The following is a 14668-nucleotide window of genomic DNA, read 5'->3' on the forward strand; positions in this document are numbered from 1 at the left end:
GTACTCTGATGGGAGCTGCATTCGCAATTCAAGTTATGACTGGAAAAGAAGGTAATGTCCAAAAGCTAATGGAATGGGCATTCTCAAGAAGTGAGAATGCTCAAAAATGGATAAAATCCATTCATAATCTTACTGAATCAACTGTTCGTCGTCTGAGTGATGGCAGTTTAGGAAAAGAAATCAAACGAGCTGTTATGCCTGGTTATATTTTCCTTGAGGTGAACTACAGTACAGATGAAAATAACCAATACGCTTATATTCCAGCAGATGTGTGGCATCTCATCAAGAGTATTCCCGGCGTCCTTAAGCAATTTACAAATTCAGGTCAGATTATTGGAGCTGAAGAGTTTCAAAAGATGTTAGGGCTGAAGCCTGAAGAACTCCAAGTAGAGATTGCTGTTCCTTTTCAAGAGGCTTCTGCTGAAAGTGGTGAAGTGATTCAAGTTGAAGGAAATATGGAGAATGCTTTGCACCAAGTCAATACAGCAAGTACCCAAGAAGAACGTATGGAAGCAGAAAAAACACTGGAAGTGGCTGAACAGCAAATGAAAGAGCTGGTTGAAAAGCCTTATGAGGAAGCTGCTGGAGTTGTAGCTGTGAAAATCAGTGAAATTAAAAAGTTTGCTGATCCTAGTAGTGTGATAGGTAAGATTAAGACCGCTATACGGAACGGCAAGGAAATAATTCGCTTACCTAAAACACTGTTGGAAAAAATTATACTGGGAACGAATTCTCAAAGCAAACAATCCTCTCATACAATTATTGACCAATTATTTGAATACATAAGTCGGCAGTTAGGAACAAGCTAATGGAAGCTCCTTTATTGGAATCCAGTACGGGACATGTCGTTTACTTCATCCATCCCCGTGATAGTAGTTTAAGTGAAGAAAATAACTTCGGAATTGCACAGTGGATGCCGGAGAATGGTGGAGTGCCGTTTACTATTAAAGGTTCATTATTCGGAGTGAACAAGGGTGAGCGAATCGCTTTGCACGGAAAATGGGAGACTCATGCGAAGTATGGGCAGCAATTTGCGGTAGAACACTGGGAACGCCCAATGCCGAAGACGAGAGATCAGATCATCTCGTTCTTGTGTTCCAAGTTTGTAAAGGGCTGTGGGCCAAAGAAAGCCGAACTAATTGTACAGAAGCTTGGCGATCAGGCGCTTGATCGGATTATGGCTGAGGGAGATGCTTGTCTGAATGGTCTTAAGGGTATTGGCCCTAAAAATGCCATGAAAATTGCTGATAGCATCAAAAGCAATTTTGAAATCCAGCAGATCATGATGAGCCTTCTATCGTATGGCATAACTGCGGATACTGTGACCAAAATGTACAAGCAATGGGGAGCGGAATGCGTAGATATTGTTCGTCGTAATCCATACCAACTGACGGAAATCCGTTTAATTGGGTTCCTAAAAGCTGATGAAATCGCTATGGCAATTGGAATCAGTAGAGATTCACCATACCGTCTGAATGCCGCGTTGCAGTATGTTCTTAATGAAACATGCTACGGCGGAGGTCATTGTTATGTCTTTGAGAGTGACCTAATGAATCGTACAAAAGAGCTTTTGAATGGTGTTCCAGAACAGGATATTTTGACGGAGTTACAGTTAATGTCTGCTCATGAACAGATAATTTGGGAAGAAGAAAAAGTGTATCCCAAGCACTTATATGTCTATGAAAAGAAACTTGCGCACAAACTGGCTTGCATAGCAAACCGAGTTGGCGGAGCCATGCCTTTTTTGGACCAAATGATCCGAGAATACCAGCTTCAACATGGGATTGTACTTGCTGAGAAGCAGCGTGAGGCGGTTCGAGAGTTATTCAAGCAGCAACTTGTGATTGTAACAGGCAATCCAGGCACGGGGAAAACCACTGTAGTCAAGGCCATGATCGATATTTACCGTAGGCATTATCCTGATGCAGAGATAGGACTATGTGCGCCGACAGGACGAGCAGCACGTAAGCTGGGAGAACTAACAGGCATGGACTCTTCAACTGTTCATATGATGCTTGGATTTCGTCCTGGTGCTGACCCGATGTACGGTGATGAGCTGCCGTTGCCATTTGACTTGATCTTTACGGATGAAGTGTCTATGAAGGACTTGCAGCTAGCATATAACTTGTTTCAAGCCATCGGACCAAATACCAAAGTGGTGCTTATTGGAGACAGCGACCAGCTTCCTTCTGTCGGTCCAGGGAATGTCCTTCATGATCTAATTGCTGCTGGAGTACCACATGTTCGATTAACGGAGATCTTTCGTCAAGCCCAAGAGAGCCAGATTATTACGAACGCACACCGTATTAATCGCGGGGAGCAGATTGTTATTAATAAGAACAAGGATGACTTTTTTTTCATTGAACAACCTGAGCCAGAACGAATTTCCCACTTGATTGTCCTCAGCGTGCTGCGCTTTTTGGATAAGGGATATCAGCTAGAAGATATTCTTGTACTCTCACCAATGAAAAAAGGCATTATTGGTACAGAAGAGTTGAACAACGCTTTGCAAGCGGCTGTAAATCCTCCGTCTGAGGATAAGAAAGAACTGACAGCCGGAGGGCGAGTTTATCGTCAAGGAGACAAAGTAATACAAATCCGTAACGATTATAAGAAGAAAGTATTGAATGGCGACATTGGTGTTGTTTTGGGCACAGCCTTGGTGGAGGATGAAGATGGCGAACAAACAGATGAAATAGGGTTGGTTTGCAATTTTCAAGGAAAGACCATTATTTATAGCAGACATGAGCTCAAAGACTTACTCTTGGCTTATGCGATAACGATTCATAAGGCGCAGGGAGGGCAGGCTCCTGTCGTTATCATGCCTGTTTCGACCAGTCACTACGTGATGCTGGCACGGAATCTGATTTATACAGGGCTGACGAGAGCAGAACGAGTGTGTGTCATGATAGGAACCCGTAGGGCGTTAAATATAGCTGTAAGCAATAACAAGATAGTACAGCGTAATACGGGACTGAGAGAGCGAATAATGGGGTATATGAATGAAATGATCGGCAACCCACAAATTCTTGTGCGTGCGACGAATGGATTATGATGGAGTGACAGCTTGTGACGGATAAAATAATGAGTTTCAAGAGGAGATTGGATCAGGCTGAACTTGAAGCTAAACGGCGATTGGAAGTTGACTTGAATGCCGTAAATATGGAAGAAGCGAAGGCTAATGAACAAGGATTTATGATTGTCCGTAAAAAACAGAAAGCGGCTAATCAAACAAGATTTTCACAAACCATTGATTTAAATATATCGTATTTGTGCCAGTCGCAGTATTTAACCAGTGCCGAATTTAGCTTCATTTTTACACTTGCCCCAATGTTGAAAATGGGGGTGAATGCAATCGTTGATCCTCAGACGGGACAATACTGTTCAGTGTCGGAGATTGGTACGCTTTTGAAGCGAAGTCGGCAAAAGACAAGTGAAATGATTTCTGCTCTAATCGAGAAAGGAATCATGTACGAATTTGCTAATGTTCATGAACTTAAAATTCACGGTCGTCATGTTACTCGACGGCCGTTTTTTTTGAACCCTGAAATCCTGTGTTGTGGGGATAAAAATAAACTGGAGAGCGGGATTACGCAGCTTATGATTCACTACAATATTTTAGAGAAATCAGGAATTAAGTTACCGATCAAAGCTGTTCTTGAACCTCATAGTAGGTACGGTAAATTGGTTAGGCGAAAGACTTATTTGGAGTTGCAAAAAAAAAAGTTAAAAAAAGTAAAATGCTTTAAATTTACCTAGAGAACGTGTGTGTAGGGGGTGTCACCAAAAAGGGACACATGTGTCACGAAAAGGTGACACCCTAAAATGGCTAAAAAGGCTTATGTATCAAGGGTTTTCGGTGATTTTGGCAGTGGTCGTTCTTCTTAATCTATATATAGGCAATGACGATAGGTTACTCGAATAATTTGTCTATACCAATTCAGCGAAAACAGAGGGGATTATAACAATGGAGATTACCAAAAATGTTCGTATCCAGTTTGTTTTTGGTGAGCCAGATGATGAGGATACGCATGAAGTTGATTTACAAATTTCATGGGATGATTCAAAAATAGCAACAGGATCAGCGGCGATAAAAAAATCGTTGGATGAAGCTGTACAAAGATGGGTTGAGGAAAATGTAAGTTACAAATGGGAAGAGGTTGAAGAGGAAGATCTGTGAGTGAAATTTTCGAGGTATGCGCGTGCGCCTCATGATTTGATTTGAAGCTTCTGAGCGGTTGCTGTTACATCTGATGAATGGGGCTGAGGGAACGGGAGAGAGAATGGCTTGAGCATGAAGAGGTACGCAGGTGTGAGGGATCAGCAGACCATGAAGCCCTGCCTAGTTATGCCAGCCCCATTGTTCAGCGTGGGTCATTACTCTAGAGTCCATTTTGAGTTGCCAATATTACATTCAACTGACTTTCCAGAGAGCCTCTACCTGATGTAGGTGGGAGTTTTTTTGCAAAGAGAGATGAAGAAAACCATATGTGAATGAAGGAGGAACAATGGAATGTACTTTGTAAATGCTGAACACCAACTGAATTTTGATAAGCTGGCAAAGAAGTTTCCAGTAATAAAAGATAGCATCCAGTACAGGGCAACATGCTATATTGCTGCTCATCCAGAGATATTCAAGTGCTTCAAGTTGGAGCTTCAGGAAGATGGTCCTTTTGATTGGTATTTTGATTACTTGGAAGACCCAGAAAAATTCGTTAAGCTGCGAATTGAGGGGAAGACGACAGGAAATACAGCACCGTTAACAGGACAAACAGTTGAATTGGTTAATCTAGCTTTGAATCTATGGAATGGAAGAGAGTTTGATCTTTCCAGTGGAATTACTGAGTGGAATGAAACATTGTACAGAGTTGCATTACAGGCCATACAATTACGACGAAGCGGCTGGTAACAACACTAGTCAAAGAACGCAGCTTGGTGATCTTGGGCTGAGGTAACGGTGGAAGAGGGCTTTTGGTGGAGATGCTGGAACTTTACATCAAGGAGCAAATGTGGCAGCCTTCTCCTTTTCCTTAGATCCAGCCCTTTTAATTCTGAGGATTAATTAGTCAGTGGACTATTTGGAACTAGAAGAAAACCAAGTAGTTCATATAGTTGTGCCTGAGTCCTAAGAACTGCTTTAGGGGTTCAAAAGATATATATTCCATCTTTTTCTATTGAATTGTATTTGGTATAATATTACTGATATACAAGTCTAACGGAAAAGGTGTGCACCTACTTATGAAGAAGACTTTTTACGCTGCTAAAATTAATGTTCATGAAAATATATTTAACCAAAACCTTCAAGAAATCATTCGTGTGCATATTCCTAAAGCAATTTTAGCTATGCCCACAATTAGAGTAAATTCATTTAACCTTTCATTCACAGATGTGGTTGAGACTATATTCGAAGGAAATAGAATAATAGCTGGGAATATTACAAAATCAAAACACTCATCGCAAAAAGTAAGAATTGGTTCATCCACTAATATTGTTAAATCTGAATATGAATTAGCTAAGACCTCATTCTTTGTATATCATCCAGAAAGTGAAATAATTTGTTATGAAGTGAATAGTTCTATTAATGATGATGAATTTCGTTCTTTTTTCACTAAGATTCTTAGCCGTGACAATATTATTGGAGAAGTTATTATTAAAACAATTCCAGAACCATATAAAATAAGATCAGAGATTCAGGCAATGCAAACTGTTACAACAATACACTTTCAACTTATACATCCGAATCCAGGTAAAGATGCATTTAACTTATATAATAAAATAATTAAAGATAATCAGTTGAAAGAATTAGAAATAAAGATGTTTAATAAAAAAGGGGTGGTTCTTCGATCAACACTGCCTGTTATTGAGGAATTCTCTGGCCAAAATGAAGAAGTAATTATACTAAAACCTTACATTGATTTAAATGAGGAAAAAGATAAATCCATGCCTAACCCAATATTCGATAATGGCGCCGAGACAGGAGAATTTAATGAGTCAATTGAAAATGGCATTTCCTTAGTTGAATCAGGATATGGTGCAGTTAGTATTAAAGGATTTGATGAAATTACTATCCCGAGTGCAGGGAAAGGTAAAAGGAAGAAGAAAATAAAAAAGAATAGATTTTTTTCTTCTCAGAGATCTGTACGAATGATTAAAACCGATGAATATAGTCAAGAAAGATTAATTAGAAGGATTATTAATTTTATTCAAGATGTCAAAAATAAGGTGATTAAAGAAGGTGAGCAAAATGACACCACAGAACCGCTCTGATTATGAAATGCTATCTTATGAAGAAACAACCTTTATTGGGTTACTAAAGATAGATAAGTTGAGGGCTTTTAAAAATTGGTCTATTTTGTGGGCGATAATTCTCACCGTTTTTGTTGTTTTGTTCATTAGCATAAAAGGAGACTTTCAGAGTATTGTCTTTGAATTCTCAAAGGAAATTACAAGTACACTACTCGGGGCATCAGCAGGAATTTTTGGGATTGTTATAGCAGCTCTAACTTTGACGCTAACATTATTCCATCAAAGTTTATTACCAATAATGCTCAGGGAGAAGCTATTACAAAAATATCTGTTTCCTTTTTGGTTTGCGGTGGTTCTCTGGGCTGTAAATATTGTGGTATGTGTTTTTTTAACTTTTCTTCATGTTATAAAACTGACCTACGTAATTACACCTATATTTATTTTTGAGTTTTTTGTATTTTTGTTTGCGACATTCTATACTGTGAAATTAACTGGACTTGTGATAAGACTTGCATTACAACGTGCACAAATGGATAGTTAAAAAAACGAACATATGATCTTGATTTTTGTTGTTCAAACAATTATAATGATCCTAGATGGTTTCAAGGCATAATATTTCAAAGGCCCTTAGAAAATATCCCCTTAATTGGGGCTGTTTTTAGTTTAGGGGAAGTACACAGGATTAACTATACAGTGAACGAACACTGTATTTAAAGAAGGATAAGCCGATTTTGTATGACTATTCATACAAAATTGGCTTTTTTTATTTCCAATTAGTGAGAAGTCACATTAAACATTTAGGAGGAACATATATGTCGTTTGAAAATGTATTTAAAGTATCAGCAAAATCGAAACCAAGCTCACTAGCTGGAGCGGTGGCATCTGGCATACAGCAAAATGGAAAGGTTGAGCTACAAGCGGTAGGGGCTGCTGCTGTAAACCAAGCGTTGAAGGCTGTTGCCATTGCACGGGGATTTGTAGCTCCAAACGGTGTGAACCTGATCTGTGTTCCGGCTTTCGTTGATGTTGTTATTGACGGATCAGAACGGACAGCCATAAAGCTGACGGTTGAGCTAGGTAAATAAGGAGAAGCAACTATGACAATCGCAGAGAAGCCGAAGATTGAGGAATTGTTGCAAGCCTACATCCAGATTGATGAACAGGAACAGGAGACAAGGTTCATTAAAGGCCAGCTTCTAGATTCCATGCTTACTGCAGGAGCCAAGCAGAAGTTTTTATCATCACAGATCGGCGTTAGTCCTGCTCAAATTCGGGAATTAGTGCATGTGTATCGAACATTCCCAACGTCCGAGTCCCGATCTCCTTCACTGAGCTGGTATCACCACCGAGTAGCCAGTCACTCAAATGAACCGGCTGCTCTGCTTGCGAAGGCTAATGATGAAGCAATGAGCACTAGAGATCTACGCAAGGTCATTTTGAAGCAGGAAGGGGCCGATGCGATTGTTAAACAAGATGAGAATGTGGAACAAAAGCAGGCAACACGAGTGCTTACATCTGTACAGAAACTTCTGGATTCCGGAAGTGAGGCCGCCAAGTGGCTTCGATCAGAGCTGAAACGAACGCTGGAGGAGGGAACAAATTGATACTGAAGAACGTACTGGACATGTTGGACCCGGAGCATTCAAAACGGGTGAGCGTGCTTTCCATGGACTTAGCTCGTGCCTTGAAATTAAGTGAACGGGAAATTGAACTCATTGGTTATGGTGCGCTGTATCACGATATCGGAAAGATTTCGATTCCTACGTCCATATTGGAATCGACGAGTAAACTGAATGAAGAGGACTTCAAACTGATGCAGCGGCATGTGGACTATGGGCTGTCTATACTTTCGGTTTATACAGGTGAGGAAATGCAGGCAGCACAAGAAATTGTTGCTTCTCATCATGAGCGTTGGGATGGTTTGGGGTACCCCCATGGCTTGATGGGCGAAGAAATCCCCCTCTGTGGTCGAATCGTCAGCATATGTGATGTATTTGATGCCCTATCTTCTCAACGTACCTACAAGGCAGATTGGCCTTTAGGAAAGGTGTTAGACCATGTTAAGAGCCAACGAGGTACGGCCTTTGATCCCAGATTGACGGATGTATTTTTGGAGATGGTTTATGAAGGAGCCGTCGTATGAACGGTGCCTCCCATCTGATCGGCGGGATTACAGCAGCAATGGTCCTTGGAGTACATACCCCAACCCACCTTGCGATTGTGGCGGTGTCATCCCTCTTGCCGGATATAGATCGCTCAAACAGTTTGCTAGGGCGCTTCATTCCAATACTTCCAAGTATGCTGGAAGGTACACTCGGTAAGAGGACATTGACTCATAGCCTTCTTTTCGGCTTTGGCATGTGGCTGCTGTTAAGTATAAATCCTGCTTGGCAGTGGGCCTTTGTGATCGGCTATCTATCTCATTTACTCCTTGATGTGGTAACTGGAAGAATCGCTCTACTGTGGCCCCTTCCGTGGAAATTCGGGGTTCCCCTGTTTGGAATCCCACCTGTATTCATGGAGACGCTGAGCTTGGCTGGTTGGGGAGCATGGATGGTTCTTGGAGGTTATCAATATTTTCAAATATGGTTCTCTTGAGCTTCTGCAATGATTGCAGAGGCTTTTTTTCTATATATGGGGGTGGTCTATATGATTGTCAGCAGGTCGTAGTAGCATGCGGAACCTAGAAGAAAGGAGAATCAATTCATGACAAGCGCATCGGCTAAAGGACGAGCCCACTGGCTACTGGTCATTCTCATGCTGGTTTCTTTATTCATGCTGACTCTGCCTGTAGAGCAAATCCATGCGGAGAGCATCAAGGATCGCCTGAAAAGTGGCGGCGAAGTTACACAATTGGAAGAAGTGGTTGATAAATCGAGCAATACGCTGGTAGATACAGCAAGGCGTATCTTTATCATGCTCAGTATTGTTTTCGGGATATGGCTGGGGATCTCATTTTTTCGGGCGGGATTCAGCCCAGATACCCTTCGGGAAACGAAGATTCAAGCTATTGCATTAGTAGCGTTTCTTATCTTTTCCTTCTGGACCGAACCTATTTTGGGCTTTCTCTTCAGTATCTTGGGCATTGATTTGAACACCTATTTGAAGTAAAGGGCAGAAAGGGAGATTGTATGTGGGGACAATATCACCCCATCCCGTACCGAAGCAAAATTAAGGAGAAGTTCCTTACGGTATTCGGGATCGGACTAAGCTTTAAACAAGTCTTGTGGTGGTCGGCAGGATTATTTTTATCAGTCCAAACCAGCAAGATCATCCCTCCTATCGGAAATGACTGGATGTATTCACGCATCCATTATGCGATTCCCTTTGCCCTTTGCATGTATCTCTGCTATTTCAAACATACCGGGACATCTCTCCCGGTATGGAAATACTACGCGATCCTCATTCAATTGAGAGTTCGGCAAAGGTTATTTCTGTATAAGAAGGGAGGAACATAAGCGTGGCATTTGTTGTGTTGGGGGTTGCTGTCGGGTTGGTTTTGCTGTTCCTGTTTGGATCAAAAAAGAAGAAGCGAATACCTACCGTACAGGATGCGATTGGGCAAAACGCTAAAGTAAGCTGGGATGGAATGACCCAGAATGGAAATCTGTTTCGCTTGGTTGTTGAAGTAGAACCTATTAATTCCGATCACGCTTCTGTTGAGGAGCACAAGGCCATCTGGCTCAATTTTTTAGGGCTCGTGAATACCTTATCCCTTCCATATAAATTTGTCTTGCAATCGCAGCTTTTTGAGATGAAAGATTACACGAGAGATTATGACCTTGAAGTAGAGCAGATATCCGATGATTATCCTGCGCTCAAAGCTTCAGGTCGGAAAGTGAGTGAGTATCTAACTCAAAGTCTGGATCAAGACGCGATTCGTGATTATCGGGGCTATGCCATTTTTGAATACGATCCTGTTCGTGCTTCTGCCATGACAGGCATTCAAGTGGGTATAGGCAAGGTGGATGCTGCACTTGGAAAAGTAGGCTCCTCTAGCAACAGACTATCAGAAGAGGAAAAGTCTGATTTGGCATTGCAGATCTTGGAGGAAGCAGCGGATACGCTATATGGTTTTTGTGAACAAGTTGGGATGAGATATCAACGTCTGGACCGTGCAGGGGTATGGAACTATAGCTACCAGATGTTGCACCGGGAGCTTTCACCGCAGGCGCGCATGGTAGATGCTCTTCAAGCGGAGAGCTTCAAAAGAACTAAACGTTCCTTGACCGTGGAACCGCAGTAAAGGAGGTCGGATTTTGAAATTCAATTTCAAACGCAAGAAGGGCTCGGGAGTCCAGCAGCAAAATCAGTCCGTGGATTCGGGCAAAGCAGGAGGCGCGGACTTTGCAGCTCCGTCGTTTATTCGTGAAACGATTCCTCAAGACATTACAGCAGAACATGTTAAGATGGACAGTTATGCCGTGGAAGTCGGAGGAACGCTAGTTCCAGCTCGGTATTTCCGTAGTTTCTTTGTTGAAATAGCGTCAGGAAATACCTGGGCGGGAATGCTCGACTCTCTCATTCGTGGAGATTACGGTAAAGGCGATGTGGACTTAGCCCTTCACATTTTCCCGTCATCCAGCGATCAGGAACTCAATGAAATCGGTAGGCGAATTACAGGACTGCTCTCTGATTTAGTCGACGAGAAAGATGTTCGGAAGATTGATGCCATGCGGGATGAAATCACCGATTTAAAGCAGCGACAAAAGCGTATTCGTTTGAATGTAGAGCGTAGCTTTAAAGTGACCATTCAAGTCATCGTCAGCTCACCTGATTGGAAGGGACTGATGAAGCTTTGTCGCTCATTGGTACAAAGATTCGCAGGCAAGTCCTTATACCTTCGCTCTGCGGACGGGCAGCAGCTCCAAGCGCTACGGGGAGTGTTGCCTACCACTTCAGCATTCAAACACGCTGAGGAGCATGTACTGTCTTTGGAAAGCTCCAACGTAGCTGATCTGTTCCCTCTTGGTGGAGGTAGCCTGAATCATCGAACAGGGGTCATCGTGGGGAAGGACCGGGCAGGTCGCCCGGTATGGCTAGATAACTGGCATCCTGACCTAGCGAACTATCATATGTGCATTATTGCTCGTTCAGGAGGGGGCAAGTCCTTTTTGACGATGCTCTTCGGTCACCGCTCAACTCATATCGGAAGACAAGTTGGAGCGATTGATTGGAAAGGAGAATATGGCGATTTTGTACGAGCGCTTGGATGTCCGTTCATTGAACTCAGTGAGCATTCCAAATATCGTATTAATCCATATGATGTGGACATTACGGAACTAGCTGATGGAACAAGGTATGTAGACATTGAAGAAGCGTCGAATTCTGTCCAGGCACTGGCATTTAAAATGATTTCTGTTTATGACCGTGCTGCACTCACGGGGGAAGTTAAAGTTTTTATTGGTACAGCTATTCGAGATCAATATACTGAGCAAGGTATTAAATCTGATCCAGAAAGCTTATATGTTCAAGGGGGCATGCAGGATGGAAAATTCCTTGTAGGGAAGAGCCGGAAGGCCATGCCTGAACTCGTCGGTTTGTTTGATAAAATGATGAACAATCCAAGTGATGCGATTCGCAAGGCAGCCGAATTGCTAAAGCCATTTACTCGCAGGGGAAATATGAGTTCCTACGCTATTTTTGATGGCCCGTCAACAGTGGAGCTGAAGAGTGCTCCACTCTTTGCGTTCGCTATTAATCGGCTGGATGCTGAAATTATGCGTCCCATTGGCTTGTTCGTTACCGAACGCTGGATGATGGAGAGATGGGCGAAGAAGCATCCTGAACTCCAGAAATTACTCATCATCGAAGAGTGCCAGAACATCTTTTTGGATGAGGATTTTGGAGCGGTGTGGGCAGAAAGTGCCTTCCGTGAAGGACGTTCCACGAATACGGGAATCGTTTCGGTTACACAAGGACTTGAAGTGTTTACTCGCTCTCAAGCAGGCATGGCAGCGATTAAAAACAGCCCGATTAAAATTATTGGTATTCAGGAGTCATTAGATATTGACGCGGTGAGAGGAAAACTGGCACTAACCGAAGGGGAAGCCGACTTCCTTGTGTATCAGGCTCGTAAAGGAGATATGCTGGTCAAAGTGGATAACCAATCTGCTTTTGTTCATGTCGATGCTTCTCCATTTGAACATATGCTATTCACATCTGACGCCAATGACCCGTTGTATGCAGAGCGTAAAAAGTACATTAGGCAACTTGAAGGAGTGGGGTAAATGCGAAAGCTCCTTGTTCTGATCTGTATCTTTACGATTCTGTTTCAAGGCTGGGGATCAACGGTATGGGCTGAGGAAGATGACGCTGGTGGAACTTCTGGAATCATAGGAAAACAAATGGATGAATATTACTCTAACCCGGATAACAATCCTGGACTCATGGAGCGTTCCATTTCAGATGTATTGATCGGAAGTGCCAATTTCTTAATTCAGTCCTTTGGCATGAGGGATGTTACTTTACTGGTATTTGGAAAGAATCCGAACCCGACAAGCGATGGTTTCTTGCAGGGAGGGAGTACAGGTTCGGAGTTTTTATATCTCGGTGTGTTTACCGAGGGAATGATGAATGCCATTGAGGCGTTGTATTCGACATTTGAGCGAATGATGCCCTTCCCTGTAGTCATAGCAGTGCTGCTCATTGCTGTACTGATGTTATTTCAAAGTATGTCCTCCGAGAGCCGGAGTAAAGGGAAGGATTATGTTACAGCTTTTCTGGTAGGACTGTTGTCTATTCGATTCGGACATTATCTGTGGTCGTTTGTTTCCTACATATCAACGAAATTCACGGAGTTGGTATGGGCCACAATGATTGATTATGGAATCCAGCCGGACCTGTTCCTGAACATGATTTGGGGGAACGGTGCGGAAGGATACGGCGAGATGATTGAGTATCGAGGATTTGTTGTCGGAGTTCTGGTTCTCTTAGCAGCCATTATGACGGCGATGTTAAATTATCAATATACTTTGCGAACGATCATGCTGATGATATTGGTTTCAACGTTCGTGGTTGCTGCCATATTGACGATCTTTCCGAAGTTCCGCCATAGCTTGCAAACGTGGTGGGATTTATTTATTTCTTATATGCTCATGCCCTGTGCCCATGCGGTTGCATTAGGGCTATTTTTCTTGCTACTCAGATTTAGTCCCGATGGCGTATCCAATTGGGTCATTGTGGCGTACTTGTTTGGTTTTTCAGCTATTCAAGGATTGGTAAGCAAGCTTTGGGGCGACTCGGAATCAAAACAACGCTCAGGCATGGGTGCCATGTTAGGAATCGGCAGCATGATGGCATTGGGACGGATGTTTCGTCCAAATGGTGGATCTAAACGTGGTGGTAAGCAAAAATCCCAGCAGACAGTTCAACCAGAAGAAGATGGGCAGCAAATGCAGGAAGCTCCGTCAGGCTCTGCGGCTCCTTCTGGGGGAGCAGTGTCTATTCCAGGCAGAACAGCGACAGGGGGTTCAGCAGCTTCAGGATCTTGGAAGCAGAAAGCAGTAAAAACAGGAGGCAGAGTAGCTGGCCTTGCATTGAATTACGGTTCAAAAATGGCCGGAGCTACTGCTGGAGCTTCGATTGGCATGATGGCAGGCAATCCGATCATGGGTGCAGCGATTGGAGCTAAAGTTGGTGGTTGGGCTGGTAAGGGAGCCGAAGGAATTGCTAAAGGTGGTGTATGGCTGGGGAGTAAAGCATTTGGGGGAATGCAGAACATGTGGGCAAATCAGTCAGCAAATAGTCCTTCAGAATCCATGCTTGAAGAAGGGATGACGATGGAAAGCGAAGGAGTAGAACAATCCAGCTCACTTATTGCTTTTCATACAAGAAGCGAAGGAGCCAGGGCTGCTATCTCCGCTGGGAGCCAAGGGGAACTGCAACCTCCTATACGGCCCACGGGTATTGGAGCGTCCCGTTTATCAGAAACTCTTGCTACTTTAAATGGTGCCGATAATGGTGAGGCTGTTGGTAAAGGTTCATCTGATACTGCTGTTAAATCTAAAAAAGCTGTTATTAATAGCGGAATCATTATCAGTGGTGGGGATGTTCAGGCAAATAAAATTCTTGCTACTAATACTTCTCGTGATTCAGAAAGTTCCAATTCTGAAAACTATAATAGTGGAATATGGATTTCAGGAGGAAATGTAAAGGCAAAATCCATTGAGTCCAAGGGGGATTCGTCAGGTCAAGGCGTGAGAATTACGGGTGGTCATGTGGAAGCTGATCGTATTACCCCGAATACAGATTTACGTAAAACGGGTCGTTCACAACCAGAATCAACACATGAAACTCCTAATGCTCCAAGTCCCGCTGGATCTCCGTTGGGTTCAAGTGACAGAGGTTCGTCAAGTACAACTGAAAAACCATTTACTCCATCCAATAGTAGGCACTATAACTATGACTTATAGGAGGGAGT

General features: G+C 42.9%; 15 protein-coding genes. All 15 read left to right on the forward strand.

Annotated elements, in window-relative coordinates; translation table 11 throughout:
* Positions 1-8: 8 nt before the first annotated feature.
* The 15 genes from K331_RS0124925 (at position 9) to K331_RS0125000 (ending at position 14660) form a co-directional block, all read left to right on the forward strand.
* The gene (locus K331_RS0124925) at positions 9-809 is read left to right on the forward strand and encodes a transcription termination/antitermination NusG family protein (protein WP_028592375.1); all 801 of its coding nucleotides are present in this window, start codon (positions 9-11) and stop codon (positions 807-809) included.
* Positions 809-3055: an SF1B family DNA helicase RecD2 gene (gene recD2, locus K331_RS30485; RefSeq protein WP_051290017.1), complete on the forward strand. Its 2247-nt coding sequence runs from the start codon at positions 809-811 to the stop codon at positions 3053-3055. Before K331_RS0124925 ends, recD2 begins: the two co-directional genes overlap by 1 nt.
* Positions 3056-3069: 14 nt before the next feature.
* Positions 3070-3759: a hypothetical protein gene (locus K331_RS0124935; RefSeq protein ID WP_028592376.1), complete on the forward strand. Its 690-nt coding sequence runs from the start codon at positions 3070-3072 to the stop codon at positions 3757-3759.
* A 208-nt stretch (positions 3760-3967) separates the two neighbouring features.
* Positions 3968-4180 (forward strand): hypothetical protein, encoded by a 213-nt coding sequence (locus K331_RS0124940; RefSeq protein ID WP_028592377.1) that lies wholly within the window; start codon positions 3968-3970, stop codon positions 4178-4180.
* A 333-nt stretch (positions 4181-4513) separates the two neighbouring features.
* On the forward strand, positions 4514-4909 hold the full coding sequence (locus K331_RS0124945; protein WP_028592378.1) for a DUF2538 family protein: 396 nt from the start codon (positions 4514-4516) through the stop codon (positions 4907-4909).
* 329 nt (positions 4910-5238) lie between these two features.
* Positions 5239-6267 (forward strand): hypothetical protein, encoded by a 1029-nt coding sequence (locus K331_RS0124950; protein ID WP_028592379.1) that lies wholly within the window; start codon positions 5239-5241, stop codon positions 6265-6267.
* Positions 6245-6787, forward strand: coding sequence for a hypothetical protein (locus K331_RS0124955; RefSeq protein ID WP_028592380.1), 543 nt, complete (start codon positions 6245-6247; stop codon positions 6785-6787). The genes K331_RS0124950 and K331_RS0124955 overlap by 23 nt, the downstream gene beginning before the upstream one ends.
* 271 nt (positions 6788-7058) lie before the next feature.
* Positions 7059-7331, forward strand: coding sequence for a stage V sporulation protein S (locus K331_RS0124960; RefSeq protein WP_028592381.1), 273 nt, complete (start codon positions 7059-7061; stop codon positions 7329-7331).
* Positions 7332-7343: 12 nt separating this feature from the next.
* Complete coding sequence (locus K331_RS0124965; RefSeq protein ID WP_028592382.1) at positions 7344-7850, forward strand: hypothetical protein; 507 nt, start codon at positions 7344-7346, stop codon at positions 7848-7850.
* A complete protein-coding gene (locus K331_RS30490; protein ID WP_051290018.1) occupies positions 7847-8389 on the forward strand; it encodes an HD-GYP domain-containing protein in 543 nt (180 codons plus the stop codon). Before K331_RS0124965 ends, K331_RS30490 begins: the two co-directional genes overlap by 4 nt.
* Positions 8386-8844 (forward strand): metal-dependent hydrolase, encoded by a 459-nt coding sequence (locus K331_RS30495; RefSeq protein WP_051290019.1) that lies wholly within the window; start codon positions 8386-8388, stop codon positions 8842-8844. The genes K331_RS30490 and K331_RS30495 overlap by 4 nt, the downstream gene beginning before the upstream one ends.
* A gap of 108 nt (positions 8845-8952) precedes the next feature.
* Positions 8953-9357: a hypothetical protein gene (locus K331_RS0124980; protein ID WP_028592383.1), complete on the forward strand. Its 405-nt coding sequence runs from the start codon at positions 8953-8955 to the stop codon at positions 9355-9357.
* Positions 9358-9706: 349 nt separating this feature from the next.
* The gene (locus K331_RS0124990) at positions 9707-10492 is read left to right on the forward strand and encodes a hypothetical protein (RefSeq protein ID WP_028592385.1); all 786 of its coding nucleotides are present in this window, start codon (positions 9707-9709) and stop codon (positions 10490-10492) included.
* Positions 10493-10505: 13 nt separating this feature from the next.
* Entirely contained in the window at positions 10506-12476 is a 1971-nt protein-coding gene (locus K331_RS0124995) for a VirB4 family type IV secretion system protein (RefSeq protein ID WP_036635732.1), read from the forward strand.
* On the forward strand, positions 12477-14660 hold the full coding sequence (locus K331_RS0125000; RefSeq protein ID WP_028592387.1) for a glycine zipper family protein: 2184 nt from the start codon (positions 12477-12479) through the stop codon (positions 14658-14660). It abuts the gene before it with no gap.
* The last annotated feature ends 8 nt before the right edge of the window (positions 14661-14668 follow it).

This window comes from Paenibacillus massiliensis subsp. panacisoli DSM 21345 (assembly GCF_000426545.1).
In the GTDB taxonomy this organism is placed as follows: domain Bacteria; phylum Bacillota; class Bacilli; order Paenibacillales; family Paenibacillaceae; genus Paenibacillus; species Paenibacillus panacisoli.

What these genes read in the sequence shown, in the direction of transcription:
- K331_RS0124945 (WP_028592378.1), top strand. Translation starts at nt 4,514, where the DNA reads ATGTACTTTGTAAATGCTGAACACCAACTGAATTTTGATAAGCTGGCA.
- K331_RS0124965 (WP_028592382.1), top strand. Translation starts at nt 7,344, where the DNA reads ATGACAATCGCAGAGAAGCCGAAGATTGAGGAATTGTTGCAAGCCTAC.
- K331_RS0124980 (WP_028592383.1), top strand. Translation starts at nt 8,953, where the DNA reads ATGACAAGCGCATCGGCTAAAGGACGAGCCCACTGGCTACTGGTCATT.
- K331_RS0124925 (WP_028592375.1), top strand. Translation starts at nt 9, where the DNA reads ATGGGAGCTGCATTCGCAATTCAAGTTATGACTGGAAAAGAAGGTAAT.
- K331_RS0124960 (WP_028592381.1), top strand. Translation starts at nt 7,059, where the DNA reads ATGTCGTTTGAAAATGTATTTAAAGTATCAGCAAAATCGAAACCAAGC.
- K331_RS0124940 (WP_028592377.1), top strand. Translation starts at nt 3,968, where the DNA reads ATGGAGATTACCAAAAATGTTCGTATCCAGTTTGTTTTTGGTGAGCCA.
- K331_RS0125000 (WP_028592387.1), top strand. Translation starts at nt 12,477, where the DNA reads ATGCGAAAGCTCCTTGTTCTGATCTGTATCTTTACGATTCTGTTTCAA.
- recD2 (WP_051290017.1), top strand. Translation starts at nt 809, where the DNA reads ATGGAAGCTCCTTTATTGGAATCCAGTACGGGACATGTCGTTTACTTC.
- K331_RS0124955 (WP_028592380.1), top strand. Translation starts at nt 6,245, where the DNA reads ATGACACCACAGAACCGCTCTGATTATGAAATGCTATCTTATGAAGAA.
- K331_RS30495 (WP_051290019.1), top strand. Translation starts at nt 8,386, where the DNA reads ATGAACGGTGCCTCCCATCTGATCGGCGGGATTACAGCAGCAATGGTC.
- K331_RS0124950 (WP_028592379.1), top strand. Translation starts at nt 5,239, where the DNA reads ATGAAGAAGACTTTTTACGCTGCTAAAATTAATGTTCATGAAAATATA.